The sequence below is a fragment of the Mesorhizobium bavaricum genome (genome assembly GCF_056781655.1).
The window spans coordinates 318,178-333,768 of sequence record NZ_JBXAYV010000001.1; the positions used below are offsets into that span (position 1 = coordinate 318,178).

The 15,591-nt window shown below is 56.3% G+C and carries 14 protein-coding genes; 11 read left to right on the plus strand and 3 right to left on the minus strand.

Annotated elements, in window-relative coordinates; translation table 11 throughout:
• The first annotated feature begins 268 nt into the window (after positions 1–268).
• The 7 genes from AC1RZR_RS34270 to AC1RZR_RS34300 all read left to right on the plus strand — a co-directional run bounded on the left by AC1RZR_RS34270 (position 269) and on the right by AC1RZR_RS34300 (position 8,609).
• Positions 269–1,255 (plus strand): LysR substrate-binding domain-containing protein, encoded by a 987-nt coding sequence (locus AC1RZR_RS34270; RefSeq protein ID WP_481829550.1) that lies wholly within the window; start codon positions 269–271, stop codon positions 1,253–1,255.
• 316 nt (positions 1,256–1,571) lie between these two features.
• Entirely contained in the window at positions 1,572–2,555 is a 984-nt protein-coding gene (locus AC1RZR_RS34275; protein WP_481829551.1) for an ABC transporter permease, read from the plus strand.
• Positions 2,556–2,569: 14 nt separating this feature from the next.
• Positions 2,570–3,601, plus strand: coding sequence for a glycine betaine/L-proline ABC transporter substrate-binding protein ProX (gene proX, locus AC1RZR_RS34280; protein WP_481829552.1), 1,032 nt, complete (start codon positions 2,570–2,572; stop codon positions 3,599–3,601).
• Between the two features lie 73 nt (positions 3,602–3,674).
• The gene (locus AC1RZR_RS34285; RefSeq protein WP_481829553.1) at positions 3,675–4,727 is read left to right on the plus strand and encodes a quaternary amine ABC transporter ATP-binding protein; all 1,053 of its coding nucleotides are present in this window, start codon (positions 3,675–3,677) and stop codon (positions 4,725–4,727) included.
• 133 nt (positions 4,728–4,860) lie between these two features.
• Complete coding sequence (locus AC1RZR_RS34290; RefSeq protein ID WP_481829554.1) at positions 4,861–5,628, plus strand: SDR family NAD(P)-dependent oxidoreductase; 768 nt, start codon at positions 4,861–4,863, stop codon at positions 5,626–5,628.
• Between the two features lie 233 nt (positions 5,629–5,861).
• Entirely contained in the window at positions 5,862–7,382 is a 1,521-nt protein-coding gene (locus tag AC1RZR_RS34295) for a trimethylamine methyltransferase family protein (protein WP_481829555.1), read from the plus strand.
• Between the two features lie 171 nt (positions 7,383–7,553).
• The gene (locus AC1RZR_RS34300; RefSeq protein WP_481829556.1) at positions 7,554–8,609 is read left to right on the plus strand and encodes a GlxA family transcriptional regulator; all 1,056 of its coding nucleotides are present in this window, start codon (positions 7,554–7,556) and stop codon (positions 8,607–8,609) included.
• Positions 8,610–8,755: 146 nt separating this feature from the next.
• Here the strand turns inward: AC1RZR_RS34300 and AC1RZR_RS34305 are convergent, their stop codons facing one another.
• The 3 genes from AC1RZR_RS34305 to AC1RZR_RS34315 all read right to left on the minus strand — a co-directional run bounded on the left by AC1RZR_RS34305 (position 8,756) and on the right by AC1RZR_RS34315 (position 12,541).
• Complete coding sequence (locus AC1RZR_RS34305; protein ID WP_481829557.1) at positions 8,756–10,798, minus strand: hydantoinase/oxoprolinase N-terminal domain-containing protein; 2,043 nt, start codon at positions 10,796–10,798, stop codon at positions 8,756–8,758.
• 159 nt (positions 10,799–10,957) lie between these two features.
• On the minus strand, positions 10,958–11,770 hold the full coding sequence (locus tag AC1RZR_RS34310) for an SDR family NAD(P)-dependent oxidoreductase (protein ID WP_481829558.1): 813 nt from the start codon (positions 11,768–11,770) through the stop codon (positions 10,958–10,960).
• A 9-nt stretch (positions 11,771–11,779) separates the two neighbouring features.
• Entirely contained in the window at positions 11,780–12,541 is a 762-nt protein-coding gene (locus AC1RZR_RS34315) for an SDR family NAD(P)-dependent oxidoreductase (protein WP_481829559.1), read from the minus strand.
• A 397-nt stretch (positions 12,542–12,938) separates the two neighbouring features.
• Here AC1RZR_RS34315 and AC1RZR_RS34320 point away from each other — a divergent pair, with 397 nt between their 5' ends.
• The 4 genes from AC1RZR_RS34320 (at position 12,939) to AC1RZR_RS34335 (ending at position 15,526) form a co-directional block, all read left to right on the plus strand.
• Complete coding sequence (locus AC1RZR_RS34320; protein WP_481829560.1) at positions 12,939–13,121, plus strand: tautomerase family protein; 183 nt, start codon at positions 12,939–12,941, stop codon at positions 13,119–13,121.
• 242 nt (positions 13,122–13,363) lie between these two features.
• Entirely contained in the window at positions 13,364–13,606 is a 243-nt protein-coding gene (locus tag AC1RZR_RS34325) for a SemiSWEET family sugar transporter (RefSeq protein WP_481829561.1), read from the plus strand.
• Positions 13,607–13,739: 133 nt separating this feature from the next.
• Entirely contained in the window at positions 13,740–14,978 is a 1,239-nt protein-coding gene (locus AC1RZR_RS34330; protein WP_481829562.1) for a M24 family metallopeptidase, read from the plus strand.
• Between the two features lie 152 nt (positions 14,979–15,130).
• A complete protein-coding gene (locus AC1RZR_RS34335; RefSeq protein WP_481829563.1) occupies positions 15,131–15,526 on the plus strand; it encodes a response regulator in 396 nt (131 codons plus the stop codon).
• The last annotated feature ends 65 nt before the right edge of the window (positions 15,527–15,591 follow it).

A 15,591-nucleotide genomic window follows, 5' to 3' on the forward strand; every position in this document is an offset into this window, starting at 1 on the left:
TTGATCGAGGCGCACCGGTGTTTAGCGCCCGCCCTTCAAACCCTGCTGCAATGGCGCAACCGTCTATCCGAGCGCCGCGGTATGGGCTCCCGGGAAGACATATTGCCGACAAAGTCCTTTGCAGAATCAATGTTGGCAGGTGGCGGATAGCCCGTCATACGCGCTTGCGCTGTTGGTCTCGACGTTTGCGAAGCCGATGTTGCGCGACGGGAGATGGGTCGGATGCACAATGTTGCCCCTGTTGCAAGTGCTGGAGTAGAAGTCAGTTATGTCAAATTATCGGCGGCTTCCCTTAAGCGCATTGCGCGCATTTGAGGCAGCCGCACGGCACTTGAGTTTTACCAAAGCTGCCAATGAGCTTTCAGTCACTCAGGCAGCGGTGAGCCGCCATATCCTGACGCTGGAGGACCATCTCGACATCCAGCTTTTCAACCGCGGAAACCAGAAGGTGTCCTTGTCTCCCGCCGGTGAGGAGTTGTTTGAGGCTGCTAGCCTTAGCCTGGCCCATATTGCCGCAGCTTTTGACAGCGTGAAGAGAAGGGAGAAAGCCCGGCGTTTGACCGTCGGTATGCCGATGTCGTTCGCGACGCTGTTTATGAGCCATCGGATCGGAGATTTCGTTGCGAACAACCCAGAGGTTGACCTGCACCTAGTCTCCCTCGAGCGTAGTCCGGCGCCGGCGACGGATGGTTTTGATGTGTCCGTGGTCATGGGGTATCTGGCGCGGCCGGGGTTCACGGCTACCGAGCTCTTCGGCGAAGAGGTTTTCCCTGTCTGCAGTAAATCGTATCAGAGCCACTCGCCGCGGATCCTTACTCCGGAAGATCTGGTAAACGAGGTTCTCTTGGTTATGGACGACCAGCATTGGTCCGCCTACCCTTGGTCACCCTTTGACTGGGTGCACTGGCTTGGACAGTTCGGAATCTCGTCCGACTTCAAACGCGTCATCACGTTCAACAACTATCCAACAATGATGCAATCCGTTATCAGAGGCTACGGCATCGGGTTGGGCTGGCGCCATTTGGTGAGCGACTACCTTAATGAAGGAACCTTGATCCGGCCCGTCAATGAAAGCTATCTCACTGGCCGAAAACATCACTTGGTCATTCCCGATACAGCGATTGAACGAGACGATGTCCAGGTTTTTCGCAATTGGCTGCTGACACAGGTCGCAGATCTTAATCCGGTCCCTGCGGCACCAGTTGAGGACATCGACTCGGGACCTGTTGCACCACGCGCGGCAACAGCGGACTAGCCAGGCGGCCTTCCGCCCGATAACATTTAGTCCTTCGGCACATGACTATTTGTATCGTTGTGTTGCGCTCCCCCCGCCGCTAGCGTTGGAGAAACGTTAAGAGGGAATACCCTCATGCCGGGCTGGGGCCCAGCCCAAAAAATGGGAGTCCAGCAATGCAAATTGAGCAAAGATTCCCCCAAGGCAAGCAGGGGCATTCTGGCGCGAAATTGCCGTTCCGTCTCGCATGAGCTGGAAACCGGATGGGTGAGGCTCTGAGGCACGATAGCTCCGAGCACTTCAGCCTCCAATAGGGCCTGTATGAAAGGAAGTTTTTGTGAAGCTCGAAGGCGTTTTAGACCCGTTCAAAAGCTGGCACATACCGTTTGGCGATTGGGTAGATGGTGGCTTGGGGTGGATCGTACAACAATACCGCCCATTTTTTCAGAGCTTGAAATGGCCGATTGACCAGCTTCTGCGAGCATTTGACAGCGCACTCAATGGCATCCCGCCGGTCATTATAATCATATTCTTCGCCCTGGTAGCTTGGCAGATAGCCGGATGGCGACTGGCAGTTCAGGTCGCCGGCTTGCTGCTCATTATCGGCTTTCTCGGCATTTGGGGTGAGACGATGACGACCCTGTCTCTCGTTTTTACCGCGGTCATCTTCTGCACCGTCGTCGGCATACCCGTAGGCATAATTGCTGCTCGAAGCGCCCGGGCCGCCGCCATATGTAGGCCCATCCTCGATACAATGCAGACGATACCATCATTCGTCTATCTTGTTCCAGTGGTGATGCTGTTTGGTATCGGTAACGTACCTGGCGTTATTGTAACGATTATTTTTGCACTTCCCCCCGTCATCAGGTTGACGACACTTGGGATTCAGCAAGTCTCGGAAGAAGTGGTCGAGGCAATGCATGCCTTCGGTGCAACTGAGATTCAGACCCTCTTCAAAGCACAGTTGCCGCTAGCTCTTCCAAGCATCGTGGCGGGTGTCAACCAGACTTTGATGATGTCGCTAGCAATGGTTGTTACAGCCTCCATGATCGCCGTTGGGGGACTTGGCCAGATGGTTTTGCGGGGTATCGGTCGCCTCGATATCGGCCTGGCCGCAACCGGCGGCATTGGTATTGTCCTTCTCGCAATCATTCTGGATCGCTTGGCTCAATCCGCCATTTCCCAGCGCAGACGCTATGCCAACGTCGCTTGGCACCGACGGGGTCCGGCTGCTCTTTTTATTAGTATCGCGAAGACCTTCCGGCCTTCCCCGGCGGGGCGGGGAGAATTGGAAAGTAGCCGGCAACGGACTTCTAACTGACAATGGGAGCAACTATGAGCTATCGGTTCAAACCAGAATGGCATCTTGGGCGATTTGCCGCCGCTGTCGCAGTGATCGGCACTGTTGCCATGATTCCTGGGCACGCGGCTGCGGAAGACCTTCCGGGGAAAGGCGTGACCGTTAGGCCGCTGTATCTTGGCCAGGCGGAAGAACTATTCGAAGGGTACGTGGTGAAGCTTGGTCTTGAAGATCTCGGCTATACGGTTAACGAACCTGCCGCAACCCAGGTTCCGCTAGCTCATATAGCAGTAGGAAACGGCGATGCAGACTACTATACGCCGCACTGGTATCCGCTGCATATCGCTTTTGCCGAGAAGGCTGGCGGCGACGCCAAGCTTCGTAAGGTCGGAACGCTCGTAAAGAACTCAATTCAAGGATACTCCATCGATAAGGCCACCGCTGACAAGTACGGGATCAAGACGATCGATCAGTTGAAAGACCCAAAGCTGGCGGCACTGTTTGATATTGATGGAGACGGAAAAGCAGACCTGTATGGCTGTGATCCGGGCTGGGGATGCGAACGCATCATTGAGCATAACCTCGATGCATACGGCCTTCGGGCCACCGTAACGCACAAGCAGGGTGAGTATTTTGCCCTGCTTCCAGACGTAATTCAGCGGATTCAGTCCGGCAAGCCAACCCTGTATTATAGCTGGACGCCCAACTGGCTACAGGGGGTATTGGTCCATGGCAAAGACGTGGTCTGGCTGACGGTTCCGTTCACCGCGTTGCCCGAAGAACAGGCGGGCGCGAATACCACGGTTCCAGGGATTGGAGACCTGGGCTTTTCCGTTAACACTCAACACGTGATCGCTAACACGCCCTTCCTGGAGAAGAACCCCGTCGCAAATAAGTGGTTCGAGCAAGTTGAGGTTCCAATCCAGGACATCAACGACGAGAACCTTCTTATTCACAAAGGTGAGAAGTCCAACGAAGATATCCATGCTCATGCCGAGGCTTGGAAGAAGGCGCACCTCGACCAGTGGAATAAATGGATAGCTGCAGCAAAACAGGCAGCTAAATAAGGACTGCGGTCCGCAAGCTCGCCCGGTAAGCGCTACGCTGCCGGGCGACTCCTCTCAACCGTGGAGCTTACTTTTGAAAGCGCATGCCATTGAGTTCAAGGATGTGTGGAAGGTCTTTGGGACGAGTCCGACATTTGACCTTGCGCGTGTCCAGCGCGACGATCTTTCTAAAGAGGCTCTCCTTGAGAAGCATGGGTGCGTAGCGGCCGTCGCCGGCGTCTCGTTCAAGGTGGAGGCCGGAGAAATCTTCTGCGTCATGGGACTGTCTGGAAGCGGTAAGTCGACGCTGGTCCGGCATGTGAATCGATTGATTAAGCCCAGTGCCGGTCAGATCATCGTTGGCGGCGAAGATATCAATCTGAAGTCAGAGAATGAAATGCGCGAGCTTCGTGCTCGGTCAATGGGGATGGTTTTCCAGAATGTAGCGCTCCTCCCCCATCGCACGGTCCGTGACAATGTGGCGCTGAGTCTGGAGCTACGAAAGGCGAGTGTTCGACAGCGCTATGAGGTTGCGGAGGAAAAGTTGGAGCTCGTCCAACTAGCCGGCTGGGGTGACCGTTACCCTGACGAACTTTCTGGTGGAATGAAGCAGAGAGTGGGGCTCGCCCGAGCCTTGGCGGCTGATCCCGCCATTCTGTTGATGGATGAGCCATTTTCAGCGCTTGATCCGCTCATTCGACGCGAATTGCAGGACGAGTTCAAAAAGCTTTCGACAAAGTTGGGTAAAACCACGCTTTTCATCACCCACGACTTGGATGAAGCAGTTCGGCTGGGACACCATATTGGTGTCATGAAAGACGGAAAAATGCTTCAAATCGGTTCGGCGGATGACATTCTCGGAAATCCGAAAGACCCCTATGTTGAAAAATTTGTCCAGGGAAGCAGCCGATTAAAGCTTCTGAAAGCCGAGTCGGTGATGTTGCCGCTAGCCGAATTTGCGAGTGCCGGAGAGGGCTTGGCATCGCCAGACGCCCCACGTCTCAGCCTTGACGCTCCGATCAAGGAAATGCTCGACTTATCACACCGCCACGGAAATATGCCGCTAGTGGTTGTCGATGGTAACGGAGTGGATGTGGGTATCGTGACTGCGTCACTACTTCTGCGCGGCGTGCATGACCGACTTTGACCAGAGTAAGCGCGGCCAATAGACAGTTTTATTATCCGCTGTCGTGGAAGAGCTGACATTGTATAAGCCGTTTCGCTCCTAGCAACGGTCAGAAGAATTAAAATAAGAACCCCTGAATTGGTTGGTCGAAACAATGAAGAACCCTGAGAAGAAAACGGTGGTCGTAACCGGAGCTGCTGGCGGAATGGGCCAGGCGATCTGCAGAAAGTTCACAGCTAATGGCTATTTTGTTGTCGCGGGTGACGCCAACCAGGAGCGTTTGATTGCCACAACTGATGAACTCAACCGAAATGATCAAACTGCTCTAGCCAAGCCTGGCGACCTGAGAGACAAAACATATTGTGAAGACCTCATCGATGCGGCCATCAGCCTTACCGGCCGGCTCGACGCGCTTGTCAACAATGCCGGCATCATCACGCGCGGCACAATCCTAGAAACAAGTGACGAGGACTGGGAACGAACTTTCGATATTAATCTGAAAGCGACATTTTACACCTGCCGACGGGCCGTGGCCTTCATGAAAGACCACGGCGGCGGTTCGATCGTGAATATCTCCTCGACCTGGGGTATTTATCCAGGGCCGACCCACGCAGCTTACTGCGCGAGCAAAGCAGCCGTAGCGACGTTTTCCAGATGTCTCGGCCGTGATCATGCAGGAGATGGCATTAGGATCAATGCCGTCTGCCCCGGCGAGATAGACACACCCATGCTTCGCTCAGGCTTTGTTCATCGCGGGTTCGATCCCGACACAGCGGTTGCCGAGCTCAGTAAGTCAAATCCGCTTGGCCGACTCGGTGCACCGGAGGATATTGCTGATGCGGTGTACTTTCTGAGCTCTGACGCCGCTCGCTTCATTACGGGGACCGCACTTGAAGTCGCGGGAGCCAAGGCGGTTTATTGAGCTAAGGCGGTCTATTTTCTAGTGTGGCCCCTGCCCGTCCAACCTCCTGAGCGGCAAAAAGTCGTGGACGGCGGGAGCCAACTTCGGGAGCCGCACCTCCTCGCTTTGTTGCTAGGCATTCAGGACCGGCTCTCGTGTGGTCATAACCTCAGTTCATAAGTTACATTCCTTTTTTTTGTTAGTTCGGGCGTTTGTATTGGCCTATATTCTCGGCTTAAATCAGGATTGAAGAAATGTCTGCCAGATCTGGAGGCCGAGACGCTCGGCAGAAGTTGCGTTCCGACAGAACGGTAACGTTTTTGCCTGTTCTGGAACGAGGGCTGCCTTATATGGATTTGCTGAGCCCGGATGACTTGCTCAGGCTTCACAACATTTCGATGCAAATACTTGAAGAGATTGGCATCGAATTTCGCGACGACGAGGCCATCGAACTCTGGCGCGCGGCGGGTGCCGACGTAACTGACCAGCGCGTCAGGATCGACAGAAACCAGCTGCTGGAACTGGTGGCAAAGGCTCCGGAATACATAACGGTCCACGCTCGTAATCCCTCCAGGACAGTCACACTCGGCGGTCGAAAGACTATCTTTACGCCGGCATACGGTTCGCCAAATGTCCTTGACCTTGAAGGCAGGCGGCGAAACGCGACCATTGAGGATTTCGTCAATTTTGCGAAGCTCGCCTACCAAGCTCCTGCCATGCATATGACGGGCGGCGTTCTTTGCGAGCCGATGGATATTGCAGTCCCCAAGCGGCATCTGCACATGAATTACAGCCTTATACGATACTCCGACAAGCCTTTTATGGGTGCTGTCACTTCCCGTGAGCGGGCGGAAGACACGGTCACTATGGCTAACATCGTCTTTGGCGAAGAATTTGTTCAGAACAACACTGTGATGGTGTCTCTTGCCAACTGCAATTCGCCTCTCGTTTGGGACGCGACAATGCTCGATGCGGTTAAGGTTTACTCCGCAAATAATCAGGCCATGATCTTTGCGCCGTTTGTACTAGGTGGGGCCAGCACGCCAGCAAGTACCGTGGCTGCCGTCGCGCAATTAAATGCAGAAGCCCTTGCTGGTGTTGCCTTTGCGCAGCTGGTCCGAGCGGGGGCACCCTGCATTTATGGGCAGTGGTTGGCAACCGTTTCTATGAAAAGTGGCGCGCCAATGGCAGGAACGCCCGAGATTTGCCACATGAATATGTTGGTGGGTCAGCTCGCCAGACATTACAAACTGCCTTGGCGCTGCAGTGGGAGCAATACCAGTTCAAAGCTCGTCGATGCTCAGGCAGGCTATGAGGCTGCCCGCAATATGTACGGCGCACTTATTGCCGGTGCAAACTTTGTGCTTTCGTCCACTGGTTATCTCGAAGCAGCTTTGACCCAGAGCTATAGCAAGTTCATGCTTGATGCGGAACAGATGGTGATGTTCTACAAGCTTGGTCAGGGCATCGTCATGCGCGAGATGGATGAAACGCTTGATGCAATCCGTCAGAGCGAACCAGGAAGCCACTATCTTGGCACCGAACATACCCTGAAGAATTTCGAGCAGGCGTTTTTCGTGCCTGACTTGATGAACCATGACAGCTTTGAGCAATGGTCCTTCGCCGGGGCTAAGGATGCCAACACTCGAGGCCGCGATGCAGCTGTGCGCGCCCTTCAGGAATACCAGGCACCACCAATCGACGAAGCGGTAGACGAAGCGCTCCTTGACTTCATCAAACGGCGAGAACTGGATATCGGTGAGGCCGTACTCTAGGCCACGACATGGCGGTAGGGCTGCGCTTGTGGTGCGGGGTCGAACAAAGACCAAAGCCTCAGCATTGCCCGTGTGCCGCAGCCAATTTACGTGCTGGTAATGGCGACAAAGCCCTTCCACCGGTCCAACAGCGCCTCGGTCAGCTCTTTGTGAATGCACGGAAGGATCGTGATGAACGTACGCCCAGATATCAGCACCATCAAGTCTGTGACCATGGGGGAGAATTTTCCACCGGCGGGCCGCCCGTTCGAGCTCGTGGTTCTGGTGTTGCCAGGATTCTCGCAGTTGGCGCTTCACGCCTTCATTGAACCGTTTCGCATCGCCAATACGGTATCGAAGCTTCCTCTGTTCCGGTGGCGAATTGCGGGGCTCGACGAACGATCTGTCGAAAGTGCGAGCGGCCTTTCGATTGCCGTCGATGTAAGCATAGACCAACTAAATTGCGGTTTGGTTACCCGCAGGCCACAGCATCTGGCAATTATCGCGGGTGAACCGGTGGGACGGCGGCTCACACCACAGCTCAACAATTTCGTGCGAACGATTGCACGTCACGGGGTTGCGATATCTGCGATGGGAACGGCGACATGGCTGCTTGCGCAGACCGGACTGCTGGAAGGCACACGCTGCACAATACACTGGTCGCGGTTGGCTGCCTTCTCGGAAGTATTTAGGCAACCGCACATCCGAGACGCTCTCTTCGTCAAGGATGGGCAATTTTCCACGTGCGCGGGTGAATTGGCATCGTTTGACTTGGCCGTCGATGTCATCGCCAGTCATGTCGGCGGCTACACAGCCCAGGAGGTTTGTCGCCACGCCACTGTTGATGGTCAGCGCTCTGGTTCGAACCGGCAGACCGGACCAACGGGCCTCGCCTTTGGTGGTGTGAGCGAAAAGCTCCAGATGGCTATGCGGATTATGGAAGAGAACGTGGAATACCCGCTGACCATGAGCGAGGTTGCGCGACGGGCCGGCGTCTCGCGGCGGCAACTCGAACGCTTGTTTGCGGCACACGTTCACACCCCGCCGGTACGCCACTATCTTCGGATCCGTGTAGATCATGCTAGGCGCCTGATCGAAGGTACCAGCATGGCCATAATCGATGTTGCGATGGCCTGCGGGTTTTTGTCCCCTTCGCACTTCGCAAAGTGCTTTAGAACTTTCAACGGCCTCTCACCTCAACAATGTCGGCTGACGACGCCGGCTTGGGTCGGACCCGGTCTCGGGTAGGAGACGAACCCGGGGGATAATGGCGTCAGGGTCTACCGAGGTGAGGCCAGCGGTACCCGGATCTACCTGACGAAGGCGCGTGCAATGTACCCAACTAGGTATTCGCGCGGGTTGCCGGCGAGGTTCTTAGAGGCCGCCCTTAATGCCTACCGCGCAATCCGCGGCCGCCCCGTGGCCACGGCCACGACATGTGCCTCGATGAACATGCGCTTGGCTTCGACGGTCGAAACGCGGAATTCGGTCTCGACCTCGATTTCAGCGCTGTCAGTGCCGGCGTCCCTAGCCCGCTGCGCCGCAATTGCGCGCACATCGGCCTCGGCGGCTGCGACCGCCGTCGCTTCGTCGAGGAAATCGCGCACTCTCTCTCCGGAGGCCACTCGGAACAGCCCTTGATTGGGTTGGCTGACCTGTGCTTCCGCCGAGACCCTGACCTGGCCAACAACGGCTCCGAGCGCATTGGCGACATCAGAATCCTCGGGCACCAGGCAGTCATTGCCAATGAGCGCCGGAAGGCCGGCATAGTGGAGCGGCGCCGAGGCACCGAGGCCGATGACCGGACGGTCGAGCGCGACGCCCAGCCGGGCGATGCCCGGATCGCCATCTACGGCGCGCTGCACCAGGGCGTGCGCCACGGTCGAGGCGCCATCGAGCCCGTCCTCGGCGAAGGCTGTTTCGAGGATATATTCGGCCGACCAGCGCGTCAGCGTCACCAAGACACGCTCCGAGATCAATTCCGGCGACGCGGCGATGGGCTGGCCCAGGCCATCGCGCTTGCGGGCAAACAACTCAGCACCTAGGCGGGCGGTGGCGGCATTCCAGTTTGCCTGTTTGCCCAGCACATGCGCCGCGTCCGACGGGGTGAAGCCGGAAATATGCACCAGTCCGCGCGAGACCAGCCGGTCAAGTGTCGCGTTCTGGGCGTTCGAGATGAGCAGTTTGTCAAGGGGGACGGCCACCGCACCAATGGCCTCGAACAGACGCGCTTCCGGGGCGGTGAGGCCTGCAGCAAGCCTTTCAGGCACCCCGGTGCGGAACGCAAAGCGTCCGTCCGTTCGACCAGGGTTGGGCGCCCGCAGCTGGCGTTCCAGCTCTGATGCAACCACTTCACCGTGGGCCGTGCCGGCTAGCGCCAGCGGTACGAGCCGACGGGGTCCAAGCAGGATTTGCGGGATCAGTGCGCCGTTCTCCAACGTAACTTCGGAATCGCCGCCGAGGCCAAAGGTGCGCATGGCGACGGCCTCGACCATGGTGCGGAAGCCGCCGACCGTGGCGCCTTCCGGGTCGAGCCGCGGCCGGCCCTTTTCGAGGACGGCGACGTCGGTGGTGGTGCCGCCAATATCGGACACCATAGCATTGTCGAGCCCCGTCATGTGGCTAGCGCCAACTAGACTTGCGGCGGGGCCCGAGAGAATCGTTTCGATCGGCCGCTGGCGAGCGAATGCCGCCGAAACCAGAGCGCCGTCGCCACGCACCATCATCAGGGGTGCTACAATCTTGCGCGCTTTCAGAAAACCTTCTGTCGCCGCCACCAACCGGTCGATCATAGAGATTAGCCTGGCGTTAAGCAGTGTCGTCAGCGCTCGGCGTGGGCCACCGAGCTTGGCCGAAAGCTCATGGCTGGTAGTAACCGGAAGGCCGGTCATATCTCGGATCAGATCACGAGCTGCGATCTCGTGCACCGGATTGCGGGTGGCGAAATAGGCGCAGACGGCAAAGCCCGATACAGACGCGCCAAGATCCGTCAAGGCTGCTTGGAGACCGGACAGGTCGAGCCAGGCTGTGTTCCCGTGGACATCATGGCCACCTGGACAAAATATCACCGGATCGGTTCCAAGCGCCGCCTTCAACCCGTCGCGAGCAAGATCGGCCTCGGAAAAACCGATCATCACCAGCGCCACCCGGCCGCCTTGGCCTTCGACCAGCGCATTGGTGGCCAGCGTCGTCGACATCGAAACTAGTTTGATAGCTGCGGGGTCGGTGCCGGCCTTTTCGAGCACCGCATCCACCGCCCCGGAAATGCCAACGGCGAGGTCATGCCGGGTAGTGAGCGCCTTGGCTTTGGCCAGCACCCTACCGTTGTTGGGGCCTTGCTGCGAGCCTTCAGTCTGGGACCACAGTACGGCATCGGTGTAAGTGCCGCCGGTGTCGATTCCGAGGAACAGCGGTTTTTTGTTGCGCCTGGCTCTCATCTCCGACGGCAGTTCGGTTGCTGATCGCTTGCTTCCCACCGTGGCCGAGTCAGAGTTCGCTGCTTGTCTACAAACATGACAAAATTGTGCGCCGTCGCAGTGGGCTCTCTGTCTGCAGGGGGGTGGCAGTTTTCGCAGCCCTTCAACGCTGACTCCCCACTAGGCCTGCGCCTTGGTCAGCTTTGCCCGATACTCCTCGTCCAGGATGGCCGGCAGGGATATCTTTTTGGTTCGCGCGCCGTCGACGGAAATCATCTCACCGCTGACGAAACTGGAATCATCACTAGCCAACCACAGGACCGCATTGGCTATTTCCTTTGGAACGCCAGTCCTTCCGACCGGGTGAAGTTGTCCCAATTCCCGCTCGATCAGGCTTCGGTCCGGGTGCATCTCGATGTACGCACGATTGAGCTCGGTATCGATCCAACCGGGGCACACGGTGTTGCAACGTATGCCATCCGGCCCGAGGTCAACTGCCAGGCCCAGCGTAAGACCATGCACGCCGGCCTTGGTGGCGGCGTAGGCAGTATGCCAAGGGTTAACCATAAAGCCCTCGACAGATCCGATGTTGACGATCGTGCCCGCGCCAGTACGCCTCATTTCAGGGACGACATATTTGGCCATCAAAAACGGGCCACGGAGATTGACCGCCATAAGCCTGTCCCAATCCTCGGCAGTCTGATCGTCGATCGACTTATGGATGACCAGACCGGCGTTGTTGACCAAGACGTCGATCCGGCCAAACTTCTGCAGGACTTCGTCAACGAACGTGCGAATTGAGACCTCTTTCGTGACGTCGAGAGAGATAAACGTCAGCTTCTCGACAGCTTCGAAGCCGGCGGAACGTCCATCCCGCAGATCGCCTACGACAACCAGGGCGCCTTCATCGGCAAGCCTCTCAGCAATTGCTCGCCCGATGCCTTGATTGCCCCCAGTGACGATGGCAACCTTACCTTCTAACCGATTACCCAAGACTGCCTCCTAGCCGGCGGTGACGCCGCCATCTATTGGAATGGCAACCCCAGTAATATGCCTAGCCCCCTCGCTTGCGAGAAAGAGCGTCAAGCTAGCAATTTCCTTCGGAGTAGCGACGCGGCCCTGGGGTATTGAGTCAACATTCCTTTGAATAATCTCGGCGGCGGTAACTGGCTTGCTATGAGCCGACACGAGCATGGGGGTATCCACGGCGCCTGGGCAGACGGCATTGATGGTGATTTGCTCCTTGGCGTGGTCAAGTGCCATGGCTTGAGTCAACAAAACGACAGCGCCTTTCGACGCACAATAGGCAGCTAGCCCCGGACAGCCAAACAGCCCCACATTCGATGCTATGTTGACAATGCTGCCGCCGCCGGTCGTCCTCATTGACTTCACGGCGGCGCGGCTGAAGTAGAACACACCGCTCACATTCGCGTCGAAAGTCTGACGCCAATCGTCATCGGTAGTATCGACGGCGCTTCCGCGCCGGATGATCCCGGCGCTGTTGACCAAGACGTCAACCTTTCCGAACCGATCTACAGTGGTCTTCACTACATGGTCGGCAAACGCCGAGTCGGCGACATCGCCCAACTTCAGCTCGGCCTCACAATTGAGTTTCTGAACCGTCTCCAAGGCTTTCTCGCCTCGCTCTCGATCGCGGCCAACCAATACAAGTGACGCCCCGATCCCGGCGAAGGCCTCTAAGACGGCCTCGCCTATTCCCGACGTCGCGCCTGTAACGATAACCACTTTCTTGGAATGCGCCATATTTCGTTTACCTAGCAAAGTGATGAGCCTTGGCGGGTTCCCCGCATCGTGATTTGTGATCTATGCCCGCATACAGGCTGTTCGCAAGCATCCAAAAACTCATGCACTGAACAAGCTGAAGTCATGGCATGTCGGCCAGCGGTGGCGGTGGGGGGGCCGGCATTCGTGAACTTGAGATGTGCTCATGACTCCTGGTTATCCGCCTAGCCACTAATACTCATTTGAAGTGAGGCGCGCCGCTGCCTATAGCTCAACGCGATAGCAGCTCTGAGTGGCGGATCACTTGCCAGCAAAGCGAAACGCTCGAGGGCTGCGGTGGTCACCTCGACGAAAGCGAGAGAACGCGCGGTCGTGATCACCAATATAGATTCGTAGGCGTCAACTAAGGAGCTAAGATATGCCGGTTATTCATGTCGAGACATTCAAGTCAGACGACGATAAGAAGGAACATTTGGCTTCGGAGATTACGAAGTTGTTCTGCGATAACATGAAATTGAGGCCAGAACAGGTCCATGTGGTTTTTGATGAATATGAGCCAAACAACTGGGCGACCGGTGGCAAGCTGTGGTCGAGGATGTGACGTGATTACCCTTTAACCTCCCCGGTCAAAGGGTAGTCTGTTGCCTGGCCAAGGACGTGGGCATAAACGACCCCTAGATTCGGGACGCCTGCTTCCTGGTCAAGCGCACGGTGCATCCCTGTCAGGATCGTTCTGGATGCCCGAGGGAGTCTAACTAGGCCGCCAACTTGGGCGGCAATGTTTCGAGAGGCGATGACTCTTGCGGAGACCAACGCCCGAAAGGGGTTAAACGGAAAAGCCAGTTGGCAATCTCGATGGATTGGGTCACCGTTATTGGTTACCTTGCGGCCCTATGCTCGGTGACCGCTTTTGCTCCGCAAGCCTGGAAAATCATCAAAACCCGGGACACGGGTAGCATTTCAGCACCGATGCACGGCATCAACGTAGTGGGATTTGCGCTGTGGCTCACCTTTGGGACCCTGAAGAAAGAATGGTCCGTTATCATCACCAACGTCCTGATCCTGGCGCTTTCGGCCTTCAGATGAGGTCATGACCCTTAGTTATCCGCTAGGGCCACTAATACTCATTTGAAGTGAGGAGCGCCGCTCCTTATAGCTTGCAAATGTAGCATTCCGTGCAACTCAGCAGCACCATATTCGGAACATGTATGAGAGCTCTATGACGAATTCCAAATTCGGTCCGGATCGGCTTGTACTCAATGATGGCTGGAGCGATTTGCGGCAGTTCCGCCCTATGCCCGACATCGACTTTAAAAAGCTCGACGGATATCGGAAAGAGCGACTGAGAGCGGCAATGCGCCAAGCTGATGTCGCAATGTGTGTCTTGGTGAGTCCGATTACCATACGGTATGCGGTGGACTACAATTCGTACCCTCTGTTTCAGTCGCACATCCCAGTCACTTATCTCTTTTTGCCGCTTGATGGGCCAATCACTCTTCATCAGGGCGTTGGCTCTGCGTCATCTGCCGACCGGGCGAGGAAGGGAAGGCCGATTTCATTTTTTGAAGGCGGCAACGAACTGGCAGAGGGTGCGAGATTGTTCGCTGACGACATCGTCAGGTTCCTGAGCGAGATCGGGACTGCCAACAGAAAAGTTGCAGTCGAATACGTGAACCCGAGCATAACCCAAGCGCTGTTGCAGCGCGGTCTAGAGGTAATCGATGCGGTGGACATCGTTGAGGGTGCACGGGTTGTCAAATCGGATGACGAAATAGCGTGCATCCGCTGGGCCTGCGCTGTAGCCGAGCACGGCATAGCGCATATGCAGGAGAGCATGGGCCCGGGTGTGACGGAAGCGCAACTTTGGGGGCTTCTCAATTACACCAACCTGGCCAACCAGGGCGGCTGGCATGAGGGTCGAATGCTCGCTTCCGGGCCGCGTATTAATCCGTGGCTCCAGGAAGCCACCCAACGCGTCATCGAGGAGGGAGACCTCGTTGGTTTTGACACCGACATGGTCGGCCCATTCGGGTATTTCTGTGATGTTTCTCGGACTTTTTACTATGGTAAGGATCGGCCTAACGCCCGCCAGCGCCAGTTGTACCGGCTGGCGTATGACGAATTGCAAACGAACATAGAGCTTATCCGTCCTGGCATGAGCATGAAGGAGTTACAGGCTTCAGCCTGGCCGGTCCCCGAAGAATTCCAAGCGCAAGCCTACCCTTGCGTTATTCACGGTGTTGGAATGTGCGATGAGTATCCACAAATTAAACCAATATTCCGTGGTCCAATAACGTACGATGCGACCCTGGAGGCTGGAATGGTCATATGTGTTGAAAGTTACATTGGCTCTGTGGGCGAGAGAGACGGAGTGAAGCTGGAGGAACAGGTGCTTGTAACGAGCGACGGGTACGAGTTGCTGTCCTCATATCCGTTTGAGGAGCGTCTTTTAGACTAATATATACCCACTGCCATTGCCACGCCTCAAGAAGATCGGCTCTATTCAATGACCTTTTCAATGACCTTTGCGAACCCCCGAAGTGGAAATGATAAACTGTCCAGGCCCTTTCGGTCGTGTGCCGGAATGGCAACCCAAAACTAGCACAAGTCATGTTCGACGTTGGAGGAAAGCACGTGGAAAGCTCAAAACTACTCGACTGCAGCATTTTGATCGCCGAGGACAACTATACACTTGCTTCGCAATTGCGGGACTCATTTGCCAAAGCAGGCGCTAAGGTTATGCATTCGTGCGATACGATCGAGGACACTCTCGACGTCATCATGTTCTCATCATCGATAGACGGTGCTGTCCTTAGTGTGAACCTACAAGGCGAGGCAACGTTCGCCGCAGCTGAGCACCTACTACGACGGCAAATACCGTTCGTCTTCCTCGAGGGTCCGAATAGCTCCGATAGCCCTGACGCTTTTAAAGGCGTTGGGCGGTTTAGCAAGTCGGTGGACATCGGTACTCTAATTCAGGTGGTGGAGTCTCTCGTTTCAGCGTGAAAACCGTGTTAGACCAAATCAGAGCCAATATGTCAGACGATTGCCCAAGGCCTTTCAAGGACCTT

What these genes read in the sequence shown, in the direction of transcription:
- AC1RZR_RS34270 (WP_481829550.1), top strand. Translation starts at nt 269, where the DNA reads ATGTCAAATTATCGGCGGCTTCCCTTAAGCGCATTGCGCGCATTTGAG.
- proX (WP_481829552.1), top strand. Translation starts at nt 2,570, where the DNA reads ATGAGCTATCGGTTCAAACCAGAATGGCATCTTGGGCGATTTGCCGCC.
- AC1RZR_RS34290 (WP_481829554.1), top strand. Translation starts at nt 4,861, where the DNA reads ATGAAGAACCCTGAGAAGAAAACGGTGGTCGTAACCGGAGCTGCTGGC.
- AC1RZR_RS34295 (WP_481829555.1), top strand. Translation starts at nt 5,862, where the DNA reads ATGTCTGCCAGATCTGGAGGCCGAGACGCTCGGCAGAAGTTGCGTTCC.
- AC1RZR_RS34300 (WP_481829556.1), top strand. Translation starts at nt 7,554, where the DNA reads ATGAACGTACGCCCAGATATCAGCACCATCAAGTCTGTGACCATGGGG.
- AC1RZR_RS34305 (WP_481829557.1), bottom strand. Translation starts at nt 10,798, where the DNA reads ATGAGAGCCAGGCGCAACAAAAAACCGCTGTTCCTCGGAATCGACACC.
- AC1RZR_RS34315 (WP_481829559.1), bottom strand. Translation starts at nt 12,541, where the DNA reads ATGGCGCATTCCAAGAAAGTGGTTATCGTTACAGGCGCGACGTCGGGA.
- AC1RZR_RS34320 (WP_481829560.1), top strand. Translation starts at nt 12,939, where the DNA reads ATGCCGGTTATTCATGTCGAGACATTCAAGTCAGACGACGATAAGAAG.
- AC1RZR_RS34330 (WP_481829562.1), top strand. Translation starts at nt 13,740, where the DNA reads ATGACGAATTCCAAATTCGGTCCGGATCGGCTTGTACTCAATGATGGC.
- AC1RZR_RS34335 (WP_481829563.1), top strand. Translation starts at nt 15,131, where the DNA reads ATGTTCGACGTTGGAGGAAAGCACGTGGAAAGCTCAAAACTACTCGAC.